Annotated in this window: 19 protein-coding genes; 4 read left to right on the plus strand and 15 right to left on the minus strand. The window is 71.3% G+C overall.

What is annotated here, in order from left to right; genetic code table 11:
• Positions 1-141: 141 nt before the first annotated feature.
• From OHU35_RS00545 to OHU35_RS00560, 4 genes are all read right to left on the minus strand, one after another.
• A complete protein-coding gene (locus OHU35_RS00545) occupies positions 142-891 on the minus strand; it encodes a hypothetical protein (protein ID WP_405504124.1) in 750 nt (249 codons plus the stop codon).
• Entirely contained in the window at positions 878-2,401 is a 1,524-nt protein-coding gene (locus OHU35_RS00550; RefSeq protein WP_405504125.1) for a substrate-binding domain-containing protein, read from the minus strand. The genes OHU35_RS00545 and OHU35_RS00550 overlap by 14 nt, the downstream gene beginning before the upstream one ends.
• A gap of 38 nt (positions 2,402-2,439) precedes the next feature.
• Positions 2,440-3,681: a hypothetical protein gene (locus OHU35_RS00555; protein WP_405504127.1), complete on the minus strand. Its 1,242-nt coding sequence runs from the start codon at positions 3,679-3,681 to the stop codon at positions 2,440-2,442.
• Positions 3,682-4,074: 393 nt separating this feature from the next.
• Positions 4,075-4,275 carry an SCO3870 family protein gene (locus OHU35_RS00560; protein WP_189729658.1) on the minus strand — a complete coding sequence of 67 codons (201 nt, stop codon included), beginning with the start codon at positions 4,273-4,275 and terminating at the stop codon, positions 4,075-4,077.
• A 315-nt stretch (positions 4,276-4,590) separates the two neighbouring features.
• Here OHU35_RS00560 and OHU35_RS00565 point away from each other — a divergent pair, with 315 nt between their 5' ends.
• Positions 4,591-5,034 (plus strand): hypothetical protein, encoded by a 444-nt coding sequence (locus tag OHU35_RS00565; RefSeq protein ID WP_189729660.1) that lies wholly within the window; start codon positions 4,591-4,593, stop codon positions 5,032-5,034.
• A gap of 121 nt (positions 5,035-5,155) precedes the next feature.
• Here OHU35_RS00565 and OHU35_RS00570 read toward each other — a convergent pair whose 3' ends face one another.
• Complete coding sequence (locus OHU35_RS00570; RefSeq protein WP_405509148.1) at positions 5,156-5,311, minus strand: DUF6368 family protein; 156 nt, start codon at positions 5,309-5,311, stop codon at positions 5,156-5,158.
• Positions 5,312-5,407: 96 nt separating this feature from the next.
• Positions 5,408-5,812 carry an STAS domain-containing protein gene (locus OHU35_RS00575; protein ID WP_229873401.1) on the minus strand — a complete coding sequence of 135 codons (405 nt, stop codon included), beginning with the start codon at positions 5,810-5,812 and terminating at the stop codon, positions 5,408-5,410.
• Positions 5,813-5,919: 107 nt separating this feature from the next.
• Here OHU35_RS00575 and OHU35_RS00580 point away from each other — a divergent pair, with 107 nt between their 5' ends.
• Positions 5,920-6,348, plus strand: a complete 429-nt coding sequence (locus OHU35_RS00580; RefSeq protein WP_189729662.1) for a helix-turn-helix domain-containing protein — start codon at positions 5,920-5,922, stop codon at positions 6,346-6,348.
• A 971-nt stretch (positions 6,349-7,319) separates the two neighbouring features.
• Here the strand turns inward: OHU35_RS00580 and OHU35_RS00585 are convergent.
• The 3 genes from OHU35_RS00585 to OHU35_RS00595 all read right to left on the minus strand — a co-directional run bounded on the left by OHU35_RS00585 (position 7,320) and on the right by OHU35_RS00595 (position 11,792).
• Positions 7,320-8,669, minus strand: coding sequence for an erythromycin esterase family protein (locus OHU35_RS00585; RefSeq protein WP_405504130.1), 1,350 nt, complete (start codon positions 8,667-8,669; stop codon positions 7,320-7,322).
• Between the two features lie 123 nt (positions 8,670-8,792).
• Positions 8,793-10,754, minus strand: a complete 1,962-nt coding sequence (locus tag OHU35_RS00590) for a spermidine synthase (protein WP_405504132.1) — start codon at positions 10,752-10,754, stop codon at positions 8,793-8,795.
• Positions 10,755-10,913: 159 nt separating this feature from the next.
• Positions 10,914-11,792: an oxygenase MpaB family protein gene (locus OHU35_RS00595; RefSeq protein ID WP_189729669.1), complete on the minus strand. Its 879-nt coding sequence runs from the start codon at positions 11,790-11,792 to the stop codon at positions 10,914-10,916.
• A gap of 251 nt (positions 11,793-12,043) precedes the next feature.
• Here OHU35_RS00595 and OHU35_RS00600 point away from each other — a divergent pair, with 251 nt between their 5' ends.
• Together OHU35_RS00600 and OHU35_RS00605 are read left to right on the plus strand one after the other, a co-directional pair.
• Positions 12,044-14,575 carry a SpoIIE family protein phosphatase gene (locus OHU35_RS00600; protein ID WP_405504134.1) on the plus strand — a complete coding sequence of 844 codons (2,532 nt, stop codon included), beginning with the start codon at positions 12,044-12,046 and terminating at the stop codon, positions 14,573-14,575.
• 103 nt (positions 14,576-14,678) lie between these two features.
• Positions 14,679-15,101, plus strand: a complete 423-nt coding sequence (locus OHU35_RS00605; RefSeq protein WP_184598941.1) for a DUF350 domain-containing protein — start codon at positions 14,679-14,681, stop codon at positions 15,099-15,101.
• Positions 15,102-15,165: 64 nt separating this feature from the next.
• Here OHU35_RS00605 and OHU35_RS00610 read toward each other — a convergent pair whose 3' ends face one another.
• From OHU35_RS00610 to OHU35_RS00635, 6 genes are all read right to left on the minus strand, one after another.
• Positions 15,166-16,206 (minus strand): NAD(P)/FAD-dependent oxidoreductase, encoded by a 1,041-nt coding sequence (locus tag OHU35_RS00610; protein ID WP_405504135.1) that lies wholly within the window; start codon positions 16,204-16,206, stop codon positions 15,166-15,168.
• Positions 16,207-16,216: 10 nt separating this feature from the next.
• Entirely contained in the window at positions 16,217-16,735 is a 519-nt protein-coding gene (locus tag OHU35_RS00615; protein ID WP_189729673.1) for an isoprenylcysteine carboxyl methyltransferase family protein, read from the minus strand.
• The gene (locus tag OHU35_RS00620; RefSeq protein WP_189729675.1) at positions 16,732-17,820 is read right to left on the minus strand and encodes a type III polyketide synthase; all 1,089 of its coding nucleotides are present in this window, start codon (positions 17,818-17,820) and stop codon (positions 16,732-16,734) included. The genes OHU35_RS00615 and OHU35_RS00620 overlap by 4 nt, the downstream gene beginning before the upstream one ends.
• Before the next feature lie 73 nt (positions 17,821-17,893).
• Complete coding sequence (locus tag OHU35_RS00625; RefSeq protein WP_405504137.1) at positions 17,894-18,793, minus strand: UbiA family prenyltransferase; 900 nt, start codon at positions 18,791-18,793, stop codon at positions 17,894-17,896.
• Positions 18,794-18,988: 195 nt separating this feature from the next.
• Positions 18,989-19,510 carry a hypothetical protein gene (locus tag OHU35_RS00630; RefSeq protein WP_405504139.1) on the minus strand — a complete coding sequence of 174 codons (522 nt, stop codon included), beginning with the start codon at positions 19,508-19,510 and terminating at the stop codon, positions 18,989-18,991.
• 84 nt (positions 19,511-19,594) lie between these two features.
• On the minus strand, positions 19,595-22,534 hold the full coding sequence (locus OHU35_RS00635; RefSeq protein ID WP_405504141.1) for a hypothetical protein: 2,940 nt from the start codon (positions 22,532-22,534) through the stop codon (positions 19,595-19,597).
• Positions 22,535-22,536 lie beyond the last annotated feature (2 nt).

Consider the following 22,536-nt stretch of genomic DNA (forward strand, 5'->3'; position numbering starts at 1 on the left):
GGATGGCAGGAGTTCACTACCCGCGCCTGGGTGTGAGTGATCCTGAGGCCTTCTGGGGCGCCACCTGGTACCGACCCTCAACGAGCTTCCTCCCCCCTCTACCTGGGGCGTGTCGGATCGGCGCTGGACAACGCCGCGCGGTCACCAGAAGATCGCGATCGCCTCCAGCGTCACCTCGCGGGTGTCCTCGCGCCAGCCGGTCATCTTGCCGAGGCAGCGGGCCGTGAACGTGCCGGCCGGGATCGAGCGGCGCGCGTTCCCGGGGGCTGCGACGCGCATGTACACCGGGGGCCGCTCGGCGCCGTACTCGGCCCGCACGACGAATCCCTCCGCGACGTCCGGCACGCCGGTGAACACCCCTTTGACCGAGACGAATTCGCCGATGCGGCTCAGGGTCACCGCACGGCCGTCGGCCAGGTTGGCGGCGAGGTTCCGGTTCGGGACGACAGTCAGGGTGGTCAGGTCGGCGTGGACGATGGCGTCGGCCCGGTCGAAGGCCTCCATGACCACGCCGATCACGTTGATCGGTTTGTCCTTGCGCACGAACTTGCGGAACGTCTCCTGGCTGACGTCCCGCTTCAGCCGGAAGCGGAACAGCCACGTCAGCATCCGGCTCCAGAAGCCGACACTCGTGTCGACCTTCGTCCGCAGCTCGACGGCCTCCTCCAGCGCGGACCGGTAGTTGCCGAGCTCCCACAGGTCCATCACCGCCTGCTCGTCGAGGTACAGGCAGATGCTGTACGCCGACTGCCAGCGCCGCATGTGCCTGCGCCGCTCCCGGGCATGGCGCACCAGGACCACCGCGAGCACCACCGCGCCGGCGGCGGTCACCAGCCAGACCGTCATCCACGGCCACCAAAGGCTCCACCACAGTGCGTCAGTGACAGCCACGGATCTCCTTGAAAGCCTCGGAAAGGGACGAGCCGGCGGCATCCACCATCCGTCCGCCCGTCCGCGCCGCCGCGCGCCGCAGTTCGCCTGCGTCGGCCTCGCCGAAATGGACGGGGTAGGTGTGGACGGCGGCGCGCACGGCAGCGGGCAGCGCCTTGTGACGGCGTACGAACTCCGCATAGGGCAGGCCCGCGTTGTTCTCGCCGTCCGTCATCAGGACGAGTGAGACTGAGCGGTCGGGGTCGGCGGACAGTTCGCGGGCGGCGGTGCGGTAGCCGCGGTCGAGGGCGGACCATACGGCGGTGGCATCGCCGTAGCCGCCCCTGGCGACGGTGTCGGCGAGGGCCGTCAGGTCCTTCGGGCCGGTGACGGTGACGGCCTTCTCCTGCAGCACTCGGCCGCCGAACCGGACCACGGTCAGCCGCTCGCCCCGGTAGAAGCGGGTGAACTTGCCGGAGGCGGAGGGGTCTGCGCCGCTGAGTCCGGCGAAGGCCTCGCGCAGGGCGGCCATCCGGGCGCCGCGCATCGAGCCGGAGAAGTCGAGCAGGAAGACCACCTGGTTTGTGGTGCGGCGGTCGGGGTCACCGTAGTCCGCCAGCAGGGCTGACACGACGGCGGGCTGGTCGGGGTAGTAGAGCGCGTTGCCGACCGGTTCGCGCAGCCGCGCGTCCCGGGTGACCGTCGTGTTCACGGGGCGGCGCAGAGTGCTCCGCATGATCTGCCGCTGCACCGAGTCGCGCCGCAGCCACTGCGTGACCTTGTCGTACGCGGTGCGATGGGCCGGGTTGAGCAGAAGCAGCGGGAAGTCCGCCAGGACCATGCCGTCTTCGGGGCGGACGATCTCCAGGCGGTCGTCGAGGCGGTCGGTGGCGTTGAGGGCGAGCAGATCGGACTCGTATGTGATGAGGGCGTTGGTCTCGTCCTGGTGGTCGGCGTAGGAGTCGACGAGGGCGGGGCCGGAGTCGGCGGTGAGGGTCTGGCCGGAGCGGAAGCCGCGCAGCCGGTCGCAGGAGACGTCCTCGGGGCGCAGCGCGGCTCCGGTGCCGGCCGCGGCGGTGGCGACGCCGACGAGGGCGGCGAGCCCGCTGCCGGCGTGCCGGGGGTCGGCCATGCCGAAGCGGACGGTGCCGGTGGCGGCGGCGTCCGCGATGTCCGCCCAGGTGAGCCGGCCGCCGGGCACCTGGGCGCGCAGTTTCCGTGCCACGTTGGGCTTCAGGCCGATGACGACGGGGGACGTCATGGTGGGGGTGCGCTGCATCCCCCGGGTCGCGCTCTTGTCGGTGAGACGCAGATAGCGGTCGGAGGACAGCCACGCGAGGTCGTATCTGTCGCGGTCCGGGGTCTTCGTCTCGGCGTCGGCCCGGTGGTCCAGGCGCAGCTCGACCCCGGTCTCATCCTTCAGATCGGCCAGCAGCGGGGACAGTACGGCGAGATCGGGGCTGGCGAGCACGCTCAGCCGGACTGTTTCGTCGCCGTCGTCGCCCGAGCAGGCGGTGAGCAAGGTGGTCACGAGCGCCAGGCAGAGCGCCAGCCGGCCCGCACCGCGCCTCACCGGCTGCCCGTCCGGTCCGGGCAGTCGCCGACGATCTCGATCATCTTCTCCAGCAGGGGCAGGCTGGGCAGGACCGCCCGGGTGTCGTCGGAGGAGGCGGTGGGCACCGGGATCTGCCGCTCGGTGAGGAACCGGGTGAGCTCGTCGCCGGTCGCGCCGCTGGTGGCGTTGCGGGCCCGAAAACCCAACTCCATGGCACGGTGCTGGAGTTCGCGGTTCTCGCTGACCAGTTCACCGAGCCGGGCGCCGTCGCCGGTCAGCGCGACGAGCTGGGGTTCGGTGACGAAGCGTGTGGACGGGTAGAGCAGGACGCGCTCGTCGTCGGTGGCGCCCTTGTCGGCCTCGTACCCGATCTGGTGGGCGAGGAACTGGTGCTCGTAGATCACCGAGACAGGGGCGATGCTCTGCCCGTCGGGGGACAGATACGTTTCGGCCCGTTCGGAGGACGGCAGGCCCTGTTCGACGAGGAGCGGCTTGATCTTCCGGGCGAGTTGCTCGGCCTCGGCCTCGCTGTCCGGCGCGTCGTTCCCGTGCTCGACGAAGGCCACGAGCCCGAGGTAGGTGCCGCCTGAGTTGGACTCGCAGATGTCCGAGGTCTGGGCAAGGATCTTGTTGCCGTTGCGGACGTGGTCGTCGCGGTCGATCTCGTCCCAGCGGTAGCCGTCCTCGGGATCGCGCTGGACGCCTTTCCTCTTGCCGCGCGCGAGATCGAGGAACTGCCGCATGTCGAGGGTGTAGTACATCGGCCGGCCGCCCGAGCCCGGCAGGCGCTGCGCGACGCCTTCCGCCGTGAGCACCTCGGCGTAGTCCCGGTAGGTGGCCAGCACGATGGGGCTGACGAACGGACGGTACAGCAGCACCGGACGGTTCGCCCGGGCGCGCTCCCGGCTGATCAGGTCGGAGGCCGGCTGGCCGGAGGGGAAGACGACGTCGTATCCCTCGTAGTCCTGCTTGGCGATCTCACGCGAGCCCATGTTGGTGATGTGCACGCGGAAGCCGTGCTTCATCAGCAGCCGCTCGACCACGGGGTCCTGGAAGAAGTCCCTCTTCGAGGCCATCTTGGCCTCGATGGTGACCACCTGCCGCAGCGGCAACAGCAGGTTCCCTGAGGCCACGAGCAGGACCAGCCCGACGACCGGGACGGGCAGCGCCGCCGCCAGCACTCTGCGCAGGCGGCGGCGCGGGGGTCTGGTGACGGTTAACCGCGGCTCTTCGGTAGCGGGTCTGTTCGCGGGCACCTGCGTCTCCCCCCGTGACACCTGCGTTCTCCCCCCGTGGGCCCGGGCCAGGATCGTCGGTGATGCCGGTGTACCCCGAACGGCCCTTCCCGGAACGTCGGTTGAACGTAGGAGCAGCGCACGGCGAAGGCCGGTGGGGCGCTACCCACCGGGCGGGTTTCCACGCGGCCGCACGGGGTGCCGGGTGGACAGTCCCACAAGCCAGTCCAAAGGCGCACCGGGCGCACTGGATCGCCTGGGGCCGGCATTCCAGCGACGGGCCACCGCCCTCGCCCGCCCTTTGCCCGCCGCCCCCGACCGAAGGGGCGCACGGACCGTCGCCCCCGTCCTGCTGGGCGGTTTCACGCGCTACAGGGCCAACGAGCCGTGCACGCCAGCGAATCAGGCAGGAACTCAGTTCGCGTGCGGCCGGCCGTCGCGGACCCATGCCACCACGACCAGAGCCGCGGTGACGTACATCAGGACGCTGAAGGTGGCTACCGATTCGACGTACTGCTCGTAGCCCTCTGCGCGCAGCTGAAGCGCGAGGGAACCAAGCGCAGTTCCCAGCGCCGCGGTAGCGGCGGACATGGCGACGAACGGGCCCTTCTTCATGGGTACTTCCTCCAAGCCACGAGACGACTGATCACAATCGAGCCTACATGCCTCACGACGTCACGGCCGAAAGCCGCTGTGGGGCCCGCCAAGCTCCAACCTTGGCTTCACACCTGCCAGTTGCACTCGCGCGCCACTCGTCCCGCAGTGCTGCAACTTTGACGAAAGGGGCCGGGTCGGCCGCTCGTCCTTCCGGTGCGGCAAGGCACAGGAAGAGTTCCGAAAGCCCGTCAGGAGCGGAACTCCCGGGCGCGATCCCGGGCCCACTCGGCGAAGGTGCGGGCGGGCCGTCCGGTGACGGCTTCCGCCGTAGGCGTGGGGCAGGAGAACGAGGGATCGAACGCCTCGGCGCCTGATCAGCCGCCCGATCTCGTCTGCCGCCGGATCGGGACCACCCCGCGCGGAGACGGCCTGGACGATCCGCGGGTCGCCGTACAGGACCAGCACGTGATCGCCGACATCGAACATCGCCACCATCAGCCGGCGCAGCCCCTGCAGCGGCGGGCCCTCGCCGATGCGGGCCTCCTTCAACGACTCGTCGAGCCGATGGAGGAAGTCCTCGACGACTGCCGAGACGAGCATCTCCCGGTCCGGGAAGTACCGTTGGAGGGTGCTGCGCCCGACGTCCGCAGCCGCGATGTCCGCAGCGTGGCATCACGCCGACGGGACAGCACGGACGCCGCAGCGCCGAGGATCGCCCGTCGCGTACGGCCGCGAACTCCCGACTCGCGCATACCGCTGACCATGACCGCACCGTAGCGATTACCGCCCCGAAACCGGCAAGTGCCGCCTCATTAAGGGGCATTGATGCCCCACTTCCGCAGACGTCTGAGGTACGGATGAACGTGCTCAGCCTGGTGGCGGGGTCAGTTGGGTTTGGTCACTTGATCATGTGGAAGTCGGGGTGCCGGAGCCACGCGGCAAGGAACTCCGTGTCGCCGACATGTCGCATCCAGCGCCCGCCGCCGCCCGTGTCGCAGGAGACTTCCTTGACCTGGCCCGGGAGCGACGCCACCAGAGCTCTTGCCCTCGCCAGGCCGCCTTCCGCGAAGCCGTGGCCTACCCACGCACACGCGGTCGTTGGCCACTTGAAGCCGCAGGCGTGAGTCTGGCCCCTCGGTGCAGGGCGGGCTCAGGAGGCCGCAGCGTCGTCGACCGTATCCCGGATCTCCAGGATGCTGTCGACTCCGGTGATCTCACAGAGCCGCTGAAGCTGCGGTGACGGCGCTACCACGCGCAGGGTGCCCGCCTGGTGGGTAAGGATCAGCAGATTCAGAAACGTCGAGTCCGCGAAGGTCACGCCAGAGGCATCCAGGACCACCTTCGGAAGCTTCCTGGCCGCGGTCACCAGTGCGTCTGCCAAAGGCTTGATCGAGTGCATGTCGTAGGCGCCGTGGGCGGCGACGACCCAAGCCCCGTGCCATTCGTATTGACGCACCGCAGGCTCCTGCGAGGCCTGCTCGGCGGCCTGTTCCGGCAACGGCTTCCCGCCGGCGTTGTTCATGGGCGTCGGCATGACGGCCTCGTCCGAGGGCACCTTGAGGCTCCTTCTACGGGTCTCTCTTGCGAGAGCATGTCAATCGTTACCTGAAAAGTATGTCATGTATCCGTGTTCCGGCAATGCTGCCTCGTAAGATGCCGAGCATGGTTGGAGTGCCCGAATCTCACACCGGATGGACTTTCATCACCAGCCACGCGCGCGTGCTGGCAGCCATCGCCGACAACCCGAACGTCCGAGTCCGTGACATCGCTGCCCACTGCCGGCTCACCGAGCGCGCCGTTGCGCGGATCATCGCCGACCTCGAGCAGGACGGCTACCTCTCCCACACCCGCGACGGGCGCACGAACACCTACCGCATCGAACCGGACAAGGTACTGCGCCACCCGGCCGAAGCCGGCCTTGCCGTGGCTTCCCTGCTGTCCCTGCTCGTGCAGGACGAGACCGAGCGCGTCAGCAAGCCGGTCGCTCAGCAGCACCTGGTGAACGCCCAAGGACACGAGTCTGCGAGGAGAAGGGCCCGAGCAGCCTCGGCGTCGAAGCCGAGCGATCAAACGGCTCGGAAGTGTCCATGAGAATTGACAACGGTTACCTTCTCTCGTTCTCCGAGCCTGGAGGCGGCGCTGCGATGCGGTGCTGGGTCGGGGTGATGCCGCGGAGGCGCTTAAAGGCAACGCTGAGCGCGAAGGTATTGGCGTAGCCGACTCTCCGGGCGATCGAGCCGACCGTGGCCTTGGCAGGCGCTCGCCGATCTCGCCGCGGCCGGTGTAGGCGCCGCTGAGCAGCAGGGCTGAGCCGTCCGGGCTGTCGGCGACCCCCTCTTCGTCGGTACGTGAGCAGTAGTCGACGCTGTGGATCACTGCTCGCGGTGGGGTGGCCGGCCCGAGATGATCGCGATGTCTCACCGAGGGCTGACGCTTCCAGCGGGACCGCCTGCCGCACACTCGCCTGTCTACGACTCCGGCCGCCCCGAAATGGCGGACACGGCCTAGGCGTTGGCGTGGCGACGACGGGCCGTCTTCCGTGGAGCAGCATGGTGCACGGGCTCACCCGGATGGGCAGCGTGCTGACGCCACAGCCACAGTGAGGTCATGGACAGCAGAGCGGTGAAGACACCCAGGAACACCAGCGACACCCACATCTGTCGGCTTCCAGGGGCTGCCCATCCCGCCGATGCAGCCGAGGCGGCCCACAAGGCGACGCCCCCGGCGTAGAAGGTGCGCATCCTGCGCAGTTGCCGCAGGGCTCGTACGGATTCGGCGTGATCAGTTTCCGGTGCCATGGCGACGCAGGTACCCCGATAAGCGCCCCCATCACCCCTCGGTAAAAGCCCCCTTGGCCTCGTCGTGCGGTGCTGTGCTCGGGCGGCGAAGGCCTGGGGAGGTCGGCGCGCAGCCCGGCCCGGAAGCCGGTTCCGTCTCGGTGGATGCCGGGATCTCGGGCGATGCGCGGCAGCGCACGAGGCCGTGGCGCTGGCTGTGCGCCGGCCGCCGTCCGGCCTCGGAGCCGTCGCGCTCGGTGAGTGACCCGCCCCGCCTGCGGGGACTTACCGGTCCCGCAGCCGGGCCGCCTCCACCCGGTGCAGGTGGATGAGGATGTCGTGGGTGCGGGCCAGGGATATGTCGTACTCCCGCTCGGGGTAGACCGTGCCGATGCTGCGGGTCGGGCGGGCTCGATCCAGCCAGTCGCGGGCGGGTTGCGGCACCGTCCTCAGGTCGACGGCATAGTCCCGGAGGCCGACGCGGTCGAGTGTGTGCTCGTTGAGGCCGGCTCCGGCCGCACCGACGGTGAAACGCCGCACCTCGCCGTCCGGCCCGGTCGAGTTGAACGAGCCCCGGTCGAAGGTGAAGCCGACGCTCACGTACGCCTCCCCCAGCCGATCGCGCAGGAACGCCCCTTGCATTCTGGGGTAGTTGGCCGGGTCAGGGGTTTCGAAGCCGACGTGGGCGTTGTGCGCCGACAGCAGGACCTTGGTGCCCGTGTGCCGCTGCCACCAGGCCGTGTTGTCCGCCATGACCTGGTCGCGATAGCGCATGGCTTCCGCGTGCTGGGTCTGGTCGTCGAAGGAGTAGAAGCGCGCGACCTGGTCGATCACCGTCGCGTGCTGCAGCGCCCAGGCGCCCGCCGTGCCCCTCGGGGTCCGCTTCCGCAGCAGTTCCAGGGCCTTGCCGGTCCGGGCTGCCATCTCCCGGCGCTCGGCGAGGGGCCGGTTCATGTACTGCTCCATGTACGCGCCGAGCGACACGGTGGGCCGCAGGCCGCGATACAACTCGGTGAAGCGGGCCAGGAGGTCGGGGTGGGCGCGTGCCACGTAGTCGGTGACCTTGTCGTACAGCTCCGGTCCGGCCCAGCCGAGGTCGTCACCCATGAAGCGGACGGGGTCGTTCGGGTGCTGCCGGTTGTGGGCGCGCATCCACTCGACGAGCGCCAGGTAGTCGGTGTTGTTCCACCAGAGGTAGGTGCCCTGGAACTCCTCCCGCATGATGCGGCGCGGGTCCCCCTTCCCTTGCAGGACATAGTCGTTGAGGCGCAGGCCGGTGCTCCAGCTGACCTCCAGTGCGAAGGTCCTGAAGCCCTTCTCCTCGACGAGGTGGCGGAAGAGGCGGTGTTTCATGCGGAAGAAGTCGTGCGAGCTGTGTGTGGCCTCGCCGACGCCGACGACCTTCGCGCCGCCGATCATCCGGTCGAGGGCGCGCAGGTCGCGGGTGTCCCCGCCGGGTTCAACGGTGCGTAAGGGGTGGGCGGCGCGGTCGAGGGCGGCCACGACGGTGCCCTCCGTGGCCGTCGTCATCGTCGTGGCGGAGGCGGAGGCGGAGGCGGTCTGCGGCAGCGTCAGCGCCGTGCCGGTGAGGCCGGCGAGCAGGGTGAGGACGAGTCCCGTCCGAAGCGATTTCATGATCCCAGGTTCTCGCCCCGGACCGGCGGCGCCCATCCGGCTCTCCTCCGAACCCGGGTGCGGAAAACCACTGTCCCAGGCGGGGGATTTCCGCACCTCGACGAAGGCTGCGGGCTGTTGGCCTCAGGTCCTGGAATCAGCCGTCCCCGTGCCGACGCAGCGCATCGCGGCCCCTGCACCCAGGTACAGCACGGCTACGACCAGCAGCAGCGCCTGATAGCCCGTCACCAGGGCCAGGTACTCGAGCGCGCCCCCGGTCAGCGCGCCCAGCAGGTTCGCGCCGAACGCGGAGGTCGGGTCCGGGGCGTGGGCGAGGCGGTCCGAGAAGATGAGGTTGGCGCAGAAGATGGGGGCGAAGGCCAGGGCGATGGCCGAGGCGAGACGGGCGGGGAACGGCAGCGACAGGACGGCCTCCGCCGGGACCAGCCAGGCTGCTGCGAGGGAGCTGAAGAGGAGAAGCTGCAGCAGGATCTGGTTGGCCCGCGGTAGCTTGCGCCGGACCTCTACGGCCGCCAGGACCGCCAGGAGCACGCCGATGAAGACGAGGGCGTTGACCAGCCAGGTCGTGCCGAAGTAGAGCGCGAAACCGATCACGTTCTTCGTTTCCAGCAGCATGAAGGCCGCGCCCAGCAGGAACATGTCGGTGTAGCGCACCGTACTTCGCACGCGGACCCCGGCCAGGCGAACCGACAGGAGCGTCACCAGCAGCATGGCGCCGAGCGCGCCCAGGTAGAGCGTGGGAATGCTGCGGTGGAGCAGGTAGGGGAAGGGGTGGTCGTCGGTCGCGGCCTGCGGGACCGCGCCGCTGGGCTTCCAGACCTGCTCGCAGGACTGGTCGGCGGTGGTCATTCCGGCCACCAGCACGGCCGCGTTCCGTTTGAACGTCGTCACACAGGGGGCGTGGCCGTAGACGTCGTCGAGAGTGCCGGCGAAGCGGTCGACCAACCAGCTTTTCCGGTAGTAGTTGTACATGGCGAACGCGCCGTTCGGCGTCAGATGGTCGCGCGCGGCCTCGAACGCCTCCCGGGTGAACAGGTAGCTCTCCAGGCGCAGATTGCTCGCGCCGGCCACCAGCGTCAGCGAGTCCGGCAGTGCCAGGACGATGAGGTCGTATTTGGTGTCCGTCCGCTCGAGGAAGGCGCGGCCGTCGTCGATGTGGACGTGCACCCTGGGGTCGTCGTACGGCTTCGCGGGGTGCAGTTGGGCGCCGATCTGCTGCAGCCGGGGGTCGATCTCGACCGCGTCCACGTGCTCCGCCCCGTACGCCAGTGCGACCGCGACGTCATTGCCGTTCCCGGCCCCGATGACCAGCACCCGCTTGTGAGGGTTACCGGGCGTCTGCTCGTACGCCCGCCGGTAGGGCGAGTTCTCGCGCATCAGCACCCGGAGCGGCGCGGTGCTCTGGTGCGGTACGCCGTTGGCGGAGATGTAGTAGGTCCGGGTCGTCGTCGGTGAGGGTTCGAGCTGGATCTTGTAGTAGGGCGACCAGGAGATGCCGGTCGTCGTCGACTCCATGAACAGCACGACGACCATCGCCGTCAGGGGGATGCCGTACTGCAGTGTGTTGCGCCGGCCGCCGAGGATCAGCAGGGCCACGGCGGCGAGCACGCCCCACACGACCGACGGGGCGCGCAGCCAGGACAGTACAGCGAAGGCCACCGAGCCGGTGAGGCTGCCGAGCAGGTCGTAGCGGTAGGCATTGAGCGAGGGAAGCCGGCGGAAGAGATCGGCGGTGATCTTGCCGATCCCCGCCATGATCACCGCGGTCAGCAGGAAGATGACCGGCAGCGTCACCCACTCGGGCAGGCCGGTGGTCTTCACAGCGGTGAAGTAGATGACCTGGCCGCTGCTCTGACGCACCTGCACCGGAAACTCGCGTACCAGGACGACGAGGAGCACGAGCGGAATCGGTGTCCAGCGTTTGAGCCAGTGCCCGCGCGCGGCGGGGATCAGGAACCCGATGCCGATGCCGAGGAACGATCCCAGCAGGATGAAGTTCGAGAAGTAGCTGAGGTGGACGACATTGGCGCCCGCCCATCTGATCAGTGCCAGCTCGACGAAGAGCATGGTGCTGCTGGCCAGCATGAGTCTCCAGCGCACCGAGGTTTCGGTTTGCCCGGATTCGACCCGCTTCATACGCATGCACAGTGCCAGCTTCGGAGCGGCGAGTCGAGGTGCCTTGCCGGGGTGCGGAGCGGGAGCGATCTCCCGCCTTTCGAGTGCCGCGCCGAGCACTTTCGAGTGCTATGCCGCGTCGCGAGGCGGTGACATGGCCCAGCGGATGCCCGCGGTCACGGCCGTGCCGAGCGGGCGGACACATGGGCCCTCGGCCACGGGGAGCCGCGGCAGCCACAGTGCGCGCGAGGCCCAGAGCGGCAGGAGGGAGACGGCGTTGGCGGCGATGACGCCGTACGGGAGGCGGGCGAGGACCGGGACGGGCGGGTTCAGCAGCAGGAACCGGGCCGAGCCGCGCGCCTCTTTGGTGGCGCGCAGCTCACCGCGGTAGGCGGCCAGGCGCGCGGCGAGTTCAGCGGCGTTCACCGGCGGGTCCGGGACGCCGAGCGCCATGGCGATGCGTGCCATGTCGGCGACGTAGGCGTCACATCCCTCGTCGTCGAGGGGATGCGCCCCGTAGCGCTGATGGGCGCGCAGGAAACTGTCGACCTCGGCGATGTGCACCCAGCACAGCAGATGCGGGTCTGCGGCGGAATAGGACCGACCGTCGGCGGTCGTGCCGCGCACCGTCTCGTGGACGGCTCGTACGCGGTCACAGGCTTCCTGCGCGCTGCGGGCAGGCCCGTAGGTGGTGACGGCCAGGAAGGTGCTGGTCCGCTGCAGCCGTCCCCACGGATCTCCGCGGAAACCCGAATGCCCGGCCACGGCGGCCATGGCCAGGGGATGGAGCGACTGGAGCAGCAGGGCCGACAGACCGCCGATGAACATCGCGGCGTCCCCGTGCACCCTCCTGACGGGCCGCTCGGGGCCGAACCAGCGGGGACCGGGCGTGCCGTGAATGCGCGCCCGGTTGCCCGGGCCCTCCGGACCCGCCACGCGGGAGAAGATCTCCCTGCCGAGCCGGTCACGCAGCGAGGCGCCGCCTTCCGGGAGGAGTCTCCTGGGCATCGCGACCTCCTGACCGGGGCGACGGATGGATCAGTTCCCTATGACTTCTTCTGCCCCGGTCCATCTTTCGGAGGCCTCTTCTGGCCACGGCAGCCGGGTGCGGTGGGTGACCGGCTCTACTAGCCTGGACACTGCTCGACGAACGTTCTGCACGCCGGGTGGCTTCGGCGGCCGCCTTGTACCTGGAAGGCCGAGCCGCGCACCAGGGGACGTCACCTCGCCCGCGGTCGGACGACCTAGGTAGGCGGATCATGAGGACACGGCCCTGGGGTGGGAGCAGACGACTGGGGCTGACGAGCACCTCGGTCCTGGCGAGCGGCTTCCTGGCGGTGTTGATCGGTATCGCGTTCGCCGTCCTGCTGCAGGTCATCGGTGACTCTCGCGGCTTCACGGCCGACGCGAGGGCCTCGCGCGAGGCCATCACCGATGCCAGCACCCTGGAACAGCATCTGATCGACCTGGAGACCGGTCAGCGCGGCTTCGTCATCACCCGGGACGAGGCGTTCCTTCAGCCCTGGCAAGCGGCTCGGGACAGCTATCCGGCCGAGGCCAGGCGGCTGCTGGCGTCGGCGACCTCCCCGGAGCAGCGCCGTCTCGCGGGACAGATCAACAGGGACTTCGACTCCTTCCTCACGGACTACTCGGTGCCGCTGGTCGAGGCGGTTCGGCGGGACGACCCCTCGGCCTCGAGTCCGGCGGCGACGGCTGAGGGCAAGCGGCGGGTGGACGCGCTGCGAGACCGGTTCACCACGTACATCACCAATGAGCGGGCCAAACTCCAGGAGCGCCAGGACGCCACGGATGCCAGCGCCCAGCGGGCCGTGGTCGTGGCGTGTGCGGGACTGGCCGGACTGACCGCGCTCATCGTCACGCTCACCGTGTTCCAGCACCGGGCCATCGTGCGGCCGCTGCGGCGCGCGGCCTCGGCGGCCGGTCGGCTGGCGAAGGGCGACCTGGAGGTACGGGTGCCTTCCAGCAGGGTGGCGGAGGTCGCCGCCCTGGCAGCGTCGTTCAACACCATGGCCGCCTCGTTGCAGGACAGCCGTGCGCGGACCGAGGAAGCCCGCGAGCGTCTGGAGTTCTTGTACGAGCGGCTGGAGCTGTTGTACGGGGCGAGTGTGTCGGTGGGGACGGGGCTGGATGTGGAGCAGACGGCCCGTGAGCTGGCGCGGGTGGCGGTGCCGAGGTTCGCGGACTTCACCACCGTCGACCTGCTGGAACCGGTCCTGCGCGGCGACGAGCCGACCGCCGGAGTCGACACGCGGCTGCGCCGGGTGGCCGCTGACGGTGTCCGGGACGACGCCCCCTTGCTGGGTCTGGCAGACCCGCCGGACCTGATCTCGCCCCCGCCTGAGTCCCGGGCGGCGCTCTCCGGACGGGTCAGGCTCGACACGGACCTGCGGGAGAGCACCGAGTGGGCGTCCGAGCACCCGGAGGCGGCATCGCGCGTCCTCGCGTACGGCATCCACTCCAGGATCAGGACACCGCTGCAGGCCAGAGGGGTGACGGTGGGCACGGTGGATTTCTGGCGCAGCCGACCCGATCCGTTCGGGCCCGACGATGTCGCCTTCGCCGAGGAACTGGCCGCCAAGGCGGCGGTCGCCATCGACAACGCGCGCCGGTACACCCGGGAGCGATCCACCGCGCTGGCCCTGCAGCGTCACCTGCTGCCGCGGCGTCTGCCCTACCAGACGGCCGTGGAGGTGGCCTCCCGCTACCTGCCCGCCAAGACGCGGACCGGGGTCGGCGGTGACTGGTACGACGTGATCCCGCTGTCGGGCAGCCGGGTCGCCCTGGTCGTCGGGGACGTCGTCGGACACGGTCTCCAGGCCTCCGCGGCCATGGGCCGGCTGCGCACCGCCGTGCGCACGCTGGCTGATGTCGACCTGCCGCCCGACGAACTGCTCACCCACCTCGACGACCTCATCCTGCATCTCTCCGAGGGCGAACCCGTGCCCGGCGGACACGGGGATGACGAAGGGGTGGACGACTTCTGGTTCTCCGCGGCGGACCTCGGCGCCACCTGCCTGTACGCGGTGTACGACCCGATCTCCCGCCGGTGCACGCTGGCCACGGCCGGGCACCCGATGCCCGCCGTCCTGGCTCCGGACGGCACGGTGCACGTCGTCTCCGGCCATGTCGGTCCCCCGCTGGGGATCGGCGGCCTCCCCTTCGAGGTCACAGATCTGGAACTGGACGCCGGGAGCGTGCTCGCCCTGTACACCGACGGCCTTGTCGAGGCGCGCCACCGGGACATCGACGTCGGGCTGGCCGAGCTGTGCCTCGCCCTGGCGCGGCCCGCGGACTCTCTGGAGGAAGCCTGTGACACCGTGATCGGATCCCTGCTCACCGACCGGGCGGCCGACGACGTGGCGCTGCTGCTGGCCCGCACCCGCGCGCTGCCGGCGGGCCATGTCGCGACGTGGCAGGTCCCGGCGGAGCCGGTCCAGGTGGAGCGCGCGCGCAAGCTGGTCGTCGAGCAGCTCGACGCCTGGGGGCTGACGGAGGCGACGTTCGTCATCGAGCTGGTGGTGAGCGAGCTGGTCACCAACGCCATCCGTTACGGGCAACCCCCGATCCAGCTCCGGCTCATCCGCGATCACACGCTGATCTGCGAGGTGTCCGACACCAGCAGCACCGCGCCGCATCTCCGGCGTGCCCGGGCCTTCGACGAGGGCGGGCGCGGGCTGCTCCTCGTCGCCCAGCTCACCCAGAGCTGGGGCACCCGGCAGACGACCACGGGCAAGACCATCTGGTGCGAGCAGGCGCTGCCCCCGCTGTGACAGCGCCAGGGGGGCCGGTCGGGGCGCCGAACAGGTGCGTTACATTTTGCTGTTCCTTGACCGCGATCATTCACGATCTCTCACGCTACGGAGCCGCCCACCCATGAGCGACATCGTCAACGGACTTGGCAGGGCCACCGCTTACGGCGGACTGGGACTGGTTCTGCTGGTCCTCGGCATCGTCCTGGTCGACGTGCTCACGCCCGGAAAGCTGGGCCGGCAGATCTGGGAGCAGCGCAACCGCAACGCCGCGATGGTGCTCAGCTCCGCGCTGCTCGGTATCGGTGGCATCGTGTTCACGTCCATCTGGACGACCTACGAGGACTTCGGCAAGGGACTGGTCTCCACCGCCGCGTTCGGGCTGCTGGGTCTGGTGATGATGGCCGTGGCGTTCCTGGTGGTGGACCTGATCACGCCGGGGCGCCTGGGCGCGGCGCTGGTCGAGCCGGAGCCGCACCCCGCGGTCTGGGTGACGGCGTCCTGCAATCTCGCTGTGTCGGCCATCCTGTCGGCGTCCATCGCCTGACGCGGACCTTCCCGACGAACGGGCCTGTCAGCCCCCTGCGGACGCGTCCGCAGGGGGCTGATCCCTACATGGCCGACTCCCCCGCCGGCCGCGCCAGCATGCCGACGGCCGCGGAGAACAGCCACGGCAGGCGTTGGGCGATGGGCACCAGCGCCGCGCGGGCCGGGAGCGGTCTCGTCGCGCTGAGGAGCGCGTGCGTCAGCCAGCGGTAGCGCCGGGTGAGCTGCCGCCACTCCCTCTCGTAGGCCGTCAGGTCGCCGGCGGTGACGGCCCGGACCGCGGCGGACGCCTGCGCGAGCGCCAGGGCGATGCCCTCGCCGGTCAGCGCGTCGACGTAGCCGGCGGCATCGCCCACGAGCAGCACCCGTCCGGCTGTGCGCACGCTCGCGGTCTGGCGGAACGGGCCCGCACCCCGTACCGGTCCGGCGGGGACGGCCGCCCCGGCCAGCCGCTCCCGCAGCTCGGGGAAGGCGGCGAGGTGGTCGTCGTAGGGGCGGCGGGCGGTGGTGAGGACCGCGACGCCCACGAGGTCGTCGGCCACCGGGGTCACATAGGCCTCAGCTTCGCGGGACCAGTACACCTCGACGTGGTCGCTCCAGGGGGCGAGCGGGTAGTGGCGCCGCAGCCCGTGCCGCGGACGGGCCCGGCACGGCCGGTTCAGCCCGAGGGCGCGGCGGATCGGCGAGTGCAGGCCGTCGGCCGCGACGAGGTGGTGGGCGCGGGTGCCGTCGACCGTCACCCCGTCCTGGTCCTGCTCGATGTGACGCGCGGTGCGCTGGTCGACGCGTACGCCCGCTGCCAGCACCGCCTCGCGCAGCAGCGCGTGCAGCGTCGTACGGCGCACTCCGCGCCCCGGGCCCGCTCGGAAGTCGGCGTCGACGCGGCGGGGACCTGCGACGTAGCGGATTCCTCGCAGGTCGTGCCCCGGCGGGTGCACGCCCAGTGCCGCCAGGGCGGCGACGGCGCCCGGCATCAGGCCCTCGCCGCACGCCTTGTCGACGATGCCGGCGCGCTGCTCCCAGACGGAGACGTCGAGCCCGGCCCGGGCCGCGTGCAGGGCCGTGGCCAGGCCCGCGGGTCCGCCGCCGACGACGAGCAGATCCATGGGTGCCTCCTCAGGCCAGCCGTGCCAGGGCGGCGTCCTCGGCGCGGATGCGGGTGGCGAGCAGGGACCCGTTCAGCGCGGTGAAGACGATCGCCGTGGCCCAGGCCGAGTGGACGAGGGGCAGCGCGAGCCCTTCGACGACGACGGCGACGTAGTTCGGGTGCGGGATCCATCGGTAGGGTCCGCCGGTCACTCGCGCGGCACCCGGCACGACGATCACCCGGGTGTTCCACTGCCGGCCCAGGGTGACGACGCACCACCAGCGCAGCCCCTGCGCGATCGCGACGAGGCCGAGCATGGCCCAGGCCAGGACCGGGACGACGTCCGGCCGGCGGATCCACACCTCCACGAGCGCGCCGGCGAGCAGGCCCGTGTGCAGCACCACCATGAACGGGTAGTGCCCCCGACCGGACTCCACGCCGCCCCGCGCGAGGCTCCACGCGGCGTTGCGGCGGGAGACGGCCAGCTCGGCCACCCGCTCCAGGCCCACGGCCAGCACCAGGATCGTGAACAGGGTCTCGCTGGTCACCGCCCACCACCCGGGGCGCGCAGGAGCACGAGTTCGGAGCAGAAGCCCGGGCCCATGGCGAGCATGAGTCCGTAGGAGCCGGGCGGGGGCGGCCGGTTGGCGAGTGTGTCCGCCAGGACATGCAGCACCGAGGAGGAGGACAGATTGCCGATCCGGCGCAGTGAGTCCCAGGTCACGCTCAACGCGTCCCGCTCGACGCCGAGGGCGTCCTGCAACGCCTCGAGGACCTTGGGGCCGCCGGGATGTGCCACGTACCAGTCGAGATCGCCGCAGGTCAGACCGTGATCGGTGAGGAAGCCGCGGACGTCGTCGCCGACGTGGCGGCGCACCAGGTCGGGGACCGCGGAGTCGAGCACGACTCTGAACCCGCCGGAGCCGATCTCCCAGCCCATCATGCGTTCCGAGTCGGGGTAGAGACGGCTGCGCGAGGCGAGCACTTCGGGAGCGGCGGGGTCGTCGGACTGTGCGAGGGGGTGCTCGCACCCGACGGCGACCACCGCCGCGGCGCCGTCCCCGAACAGGCCGCTGGCCACGAAGTTGGCGACCGAGGTGTCGTTGCGCTGGAGCGTGAGCGAGCACAACTCGACCGACATCAGCACCGCCACCGCGTCCGGGCGGCCGCGCAGCAGGTCGTGCAGGCGGGCGATGCCGGCCGCGCCGGCGACGCAGCCGAGGCCGACGAGGGGCAGGCGCACCACGTCGGGGCGCAGGCCGATCTCCGCCGCGACGCGGGCCTCGAGGGAGGGCACCGCCAAACCGGTCACCGTGCACGAGACGATGTAGTCGACGTCGGCCGGGGTGAGGTCGACGCTCTTGAGCGCGTCGACGACCGCGCGACCGCCGAGTTCGACGCCGGCCCGGATGAAGACGTCGTTCGACTGGCCGAAGTCCTCGATCCGGCCGTACTCCTCCAGCGGGAGCACGGTGTGCCGGGTCTCGACACCCACGTTGCGGTGGAACCGTTCGACGACGGCGCGATCGACCGTGTTCCCGACCAGCGTGGTGGTGACGGACTCGGTGATCTCCTCCTGCCGGTGGCAGTGCTCGGGCAGGGTGCCGCGGACGCTGAGGACGCGCATGGTCATGCTGGCTCCTGGGATCGGGCGGTGGGGGGCGACGAGCACCCGGTTGAAGCGGTCGAGTGGGGCTGCCGCGCCATCAGCCGGCCGTCAGCAGTACGACGTCGAGGAGGGCGATGGTCACCGCGGCGCGGAAAGGAGCGCGCCCGCGGGCGCACAGTGTGACCACCGCGAGGACGACCACGAGGGCCAGGGCCGGCCATGTCCACGCGGGAGGGGAACCGGCGGGACCGGCCACGGCGAGCACCGAGGCGGCGGTGAGCAGCACGGCGGCCAGGACGCGCGAGAGGTGTTCGCCGATCCGGTGCGGCAGGCCGCGGACGCCGGTGCGTTCGTCGTCGGCGAGGTCGGGCAGCACGTTGAGCAGATGTGCTCCGACGCCGAGTGCGGCGCCGGCGCCGGTCATCCACCCTGGCGCCCAGTCCGGGGCCGGGCCGGCGAGGGTGACGACCGAGGGCAACGTCCCGAAGCCGCACGCGTACGGCGCCCAGGACCACGGGGTCGCCTTGAGCCCGAGGTTGTAGGCGTGGCCCGCGCCGGTGGCGAGGACGACATTGACCAGCGCGCTGCGCCAGCCGCCGAACGCCGACAGCACGAGGGAGGCGACTGCGGCCACGGCCAGGGCCCGCGCCACCCAGCCGGCCGGGAGGGAGCCGACGGCCAGCGGCTTGTCGGTGCGGCCCACGGCGCGGTCGCGCGCGAGGTCGAGCAGGTCGTTGCCCCAGCCGATCGTGAGCTGGCCGGTGAACACCGCCGCCGTGACGGCGACGGCGTGGAACGGGTGCAGACCGCCGCGGAGCGCCAGCAGGCCCGTGATGACGGTGACGGCCAGAGCGGGCCCGCCGTGTGCGGCGGCGAGCAGCGCGAGCACACGCGGCGGTCTGTGGCGGGCCGGGGTCGTGTCGGCCGAGTTGGCCGCGTCGGCGGTCACCGGCATCGCCGCGCCGCGTCCGGCGCCTGACAGGTCGCGTCGTCGCATGCGTCGGGGCCGCCGGGCAGCCGCCGGACGCGGCCGACGAGGGCGTGCGTGTCCTCGGCCCGTGGGCGGCGTACGACGGAGCCGGTGTGTCCGGTCGGCCTGGTGAGCACGATGCGCATGGAGCATCGGTCCCACATTGCCCGGCCGCTCACACGAGGCGGTCAGGCATCCGGTGGAATCGGCATGCCTAGAGCGCTACGCGGCATCGTGGATGACGAGCTTGAACTCGGCGAGGGTGAGGAGACGGGAGGCGGCGTCGTTGTGCGTGACGCGGAGTGCGACCGGGGTGCCCGGGGCGACGAAGAAGCCGTGGTTCTTGACGTAGTACTGGCCTCCGGGCGTCGGCGTGCGGTGCTCGGTCGCCGTGGTGTCGTTGGGGTTGGGCGTCAGGCCCAGCGGGTCACGGACGTACTGGTCGCGCAGTTCGGTGTAGCCGCCCGTGCCGCCGGCGGACTCCCACTGGATCAACGCGTGCAGATGGCCCCAGCCGGCCTTGGACGGCCAGATCAGACCGCTGCGGTCGTCTGTCGCCCAGTTGCTCACCACGTAGCCGTCCGGCTGGACGGCCTGGTGCATCTCGAACGCGTCCGTCGACTCCGCCGCGCCGAAGGGGAACCGCACGATCTTGTACGCGGTTCCCGGCGCGATCAGCTGAGGGGTGTCGACCTTGAGCGAGCAGACCTGAACTCCGGGCACAACTCCACCTTCCGTAGGCATGGTTCAGCACTGCCCGCCGTCGGCCGACGGCATGCCCGCGCCGGTGCGGCCCGCTGTGCGCCACGCGCTCTCCCCCCACCGGGGTCACTCCTCGTCGCGCAGCCGGGCCGCCAGGGATGTCAGCGGCTCGGTCTCCTCGGTGTGGCCCAGGGCGGTCAGGCGGGAGACCGCCGCGTCGAGGCGGGTGAGGGCGGGGGCGGGGCGTTCCAGGTAGATGCCCTCCACGGCACCCGCGAGGCGGACGCACTCGGCCCACTCCTCGGCCCGGTCCTCATCCGGTCCCGGATCGCCGAGCAGGGCCAGGGCCTTGTCCAGGGCGGTCAGTGCGTCCTCGTACTCGCCTGCGTAGGCGTTGACCCGCCCGTATTCGTAGGCCAGGGCGGTGTCCAGGGAGCGGCCGCGTGCCTCGAACTCGGCGGCGCGGGCCTCGTCGGCGATCCGGCCCGCGTCGGCGAGCAGGGCGAGGGCGTCGGGCAGACCGTCGGCGCCCTGGTGCTGGGCCTGGAGGCGGGCGAGTTCACGCAGGCAGTTGCTGAGCTGCTCGTAGCGCGGGGCCCGGGCGTGGGCGGCGCGTGCCTGGTCCGCGGCTTCGCGGGCCCGGCCGAACTCGCCGGACTCACCGAGGAGTACGGCGGTCTCGGCGGCGATCATGGCGTGGCTCCCCGGGTCGTCGTCCCAGCCGGCCGACTCGGCCGCGAGGGCGACGAACTCCGCCGTGGCGGCCTTGAGGTCCTCCCCCGCGTGCAGCGCGCGGGCGCGGGTCAGGCGCAGCTGGGCGAGGAGCCGGTCGTCCAGTTCTCCGGCGGCGGCGTCGGGTTCGGCCAGCAGGGAGTCGAGCAGGGCGATGCAGTCCTCGACACGGCCCAGGTCGAGGCTGAGCCGGGCGGCGTTGCTGTAGGCGCAGAACGCGTCCGTGCGGCTGCCGCGGCGGAGGTCCAGCTCCGCGGAGCGCGTCAGGTGCCGCAGTGCCTCGTCGGGGCGGCCCAGGTGCATGCAGGCCTCGGCCAGGTCGCCGTGGAGGCGGGTGGTGTCGACCGTGTCGGCCGGCCAGTCGGCGGCCCGGCGCAGGCCTTCGGTCAGGTCGGCGTGTGCGGCCTGGGCGTCCTGGAGGCCGAGCTGGAGCCGGCCGCGCAGTCCGAGCGTGCGGGGCAGGTGCCAGGCAGGGCCCTGCGCCTTCAGCCGGTCGAGGAGGGCGTCGATCTCGGTGACCGCGGCGGGCAGGTCGCCGGAGATGGCGTATGTGCTGGCCCGCAGCAGCAGAGCGCCGGAGATCTGGCCGGCGACGTCGTGCCGGGTGGCGAACGCGTGCAGCAGGTCCACCTCGGCGAAGACCGGCGCGATGTGCTCCTCGCTTCTCGAGGTCTGCAGGCGCAGGGCGAGCGCGGTGGCCCGCAGCCGGAGCAGGCGGGCCTCCAGGTACGGGGTGAGCCCGGGCGTCTCCTCGTGCAGGCGGACCAGGGAGGCGTGGGCGGCGGTCAGCGTGGCGGCCTTCGCCGAGGCCTCGTCGGCGTCCTCCGCGGGGAGCTCGGCCGTGGCGAGCAGGGCACAGGCGCGGGCGAGTGCCGCGTGACCCGGCACTCCTGCGTCGTCGTACAGGGCCGCGGCCTCTTCGTGGAGGGCGGCCGAGTCGGCGAACTCGTCCTTCTCCCCCGCCCGGTTGGCCTCTTCGGCCAGCAGGTCCGCGCGCAGCTGTACGAGCGGGCCCACGGCCGGGTCGTCGGGGTGGGTGTAGTCACGAGCGGCGACGAGCGTGCGCAGCCGCGCCCAGCAGGCGTGTGCGTCCGGGTGTCCCTGCTCGTCCAGGGTCCGCGCCCGGAGGATGAGTTCGGGCAGCGGCTCGGGGACGGCGGCCGCTGTGCGGGCGGCGGTCGCGGCCACCGGGGCGGCCGGGGCCACGTCGTCGAGGCTGCGGGGGCGCAGGGTCAGTTCCAGCGACTCCAGGAGCGGGGCGCGGTCGAGGCGGGCCCTGCGGCGGTCGGTGTGGGCCGTGGTTCCGTTGCGGGTGTCGAAGCGGGCGGCGAGGTCGTCGGCGCGGCCCCGCACCTCGGCGCGCAGGCCGGCCACCGTCCAGGTGCGGCCCGCGTAGCCGGGGGCGGGCAGTTCGCCGTGGCCGAGGAGCTCGACCCGCTGGAGGAGGACCTCCACGCCGGTGAGGAAGCCGAGCAGGTCCAGCGGCGAGTCCACCTCGTCGAACAGGCTCCGGTTCTCGGCGAGCAGCTCGAGGCCGCGTGCCTCGTTGCCGGTCAGCGCGCAGAACTCCAGGTGTCTGCCGACCTCCTGGGCCATCGAGGGGTTGCGGCGGCAGCCGCGGTAACCGGCGAGGTGCAGTTCGCGGGCCCGGTCGGTACGGCCGGTGCGCAGCAGGGGCAGCAGCGCGTACGAGACGGAGCGGGCCGGTTCCTCCTGGCAGGATTCCTTCCCGGCCAGGACGGGTTCCCAGGCGCGCAGCGCCCGCTCGTCGTCGCCGGCCGTGAGGTGGTACAGGGCGCGCTCGCAGGTTTCGCAGGCCTCGCAGTCACTCAGCCTGGTGCGGGTGCGGCTCGCCCACAGCTCGTAGGCGAGGGTGGTGTCCTCACCGACGTGGACGGCGAGCTGGTACGCCTGTCCGTAGTAGGGCTGGAGGCCGAGGCCGGCCTTCTCGTACCGGTCGCGCATCTCCTGCTGCCACTGGCGCAGGCTGGCCAGGGGTATCTCGGGCAGCGCGCGCAGGGCGTTGGCCACCCACTTGAACCGCCAGAACAGCATGTGGCGCAGGCGCTCGTCGAAGACGTCGGGCTGCTCGTCGAAGAGGGTGAGCAGGCGGGCGAAGACGACGGGCGACTTCCGGGGCTCGGAGCCGTAGGTGTACGCCTCCTGCAGTTCGAGGAGCGCGTGGACGAGCGGGACGGGCTCGGCGAACTGCTCGGCGGCGTCAACGAGTTCCTCGGCCGTGACGGTGCGGGTCCGGCCGTAGGGGCGCCGGTCGTTCTCCTGGAGCGCCTGGTACAGCTCGTCCGTGTTCTGGGGATGGGGTGCGGTCGGCATCG

Source organism: Streptomyces purpurascens, from assembly GCF_045040895.1.
Taxonomy (GTDB): domain Bacteria; phylum Actinomycetota; class Actinomycetes; order Streptomycetales; family Streptomycetaceae; genus Streptomyces; species Streptomyces purpurascens.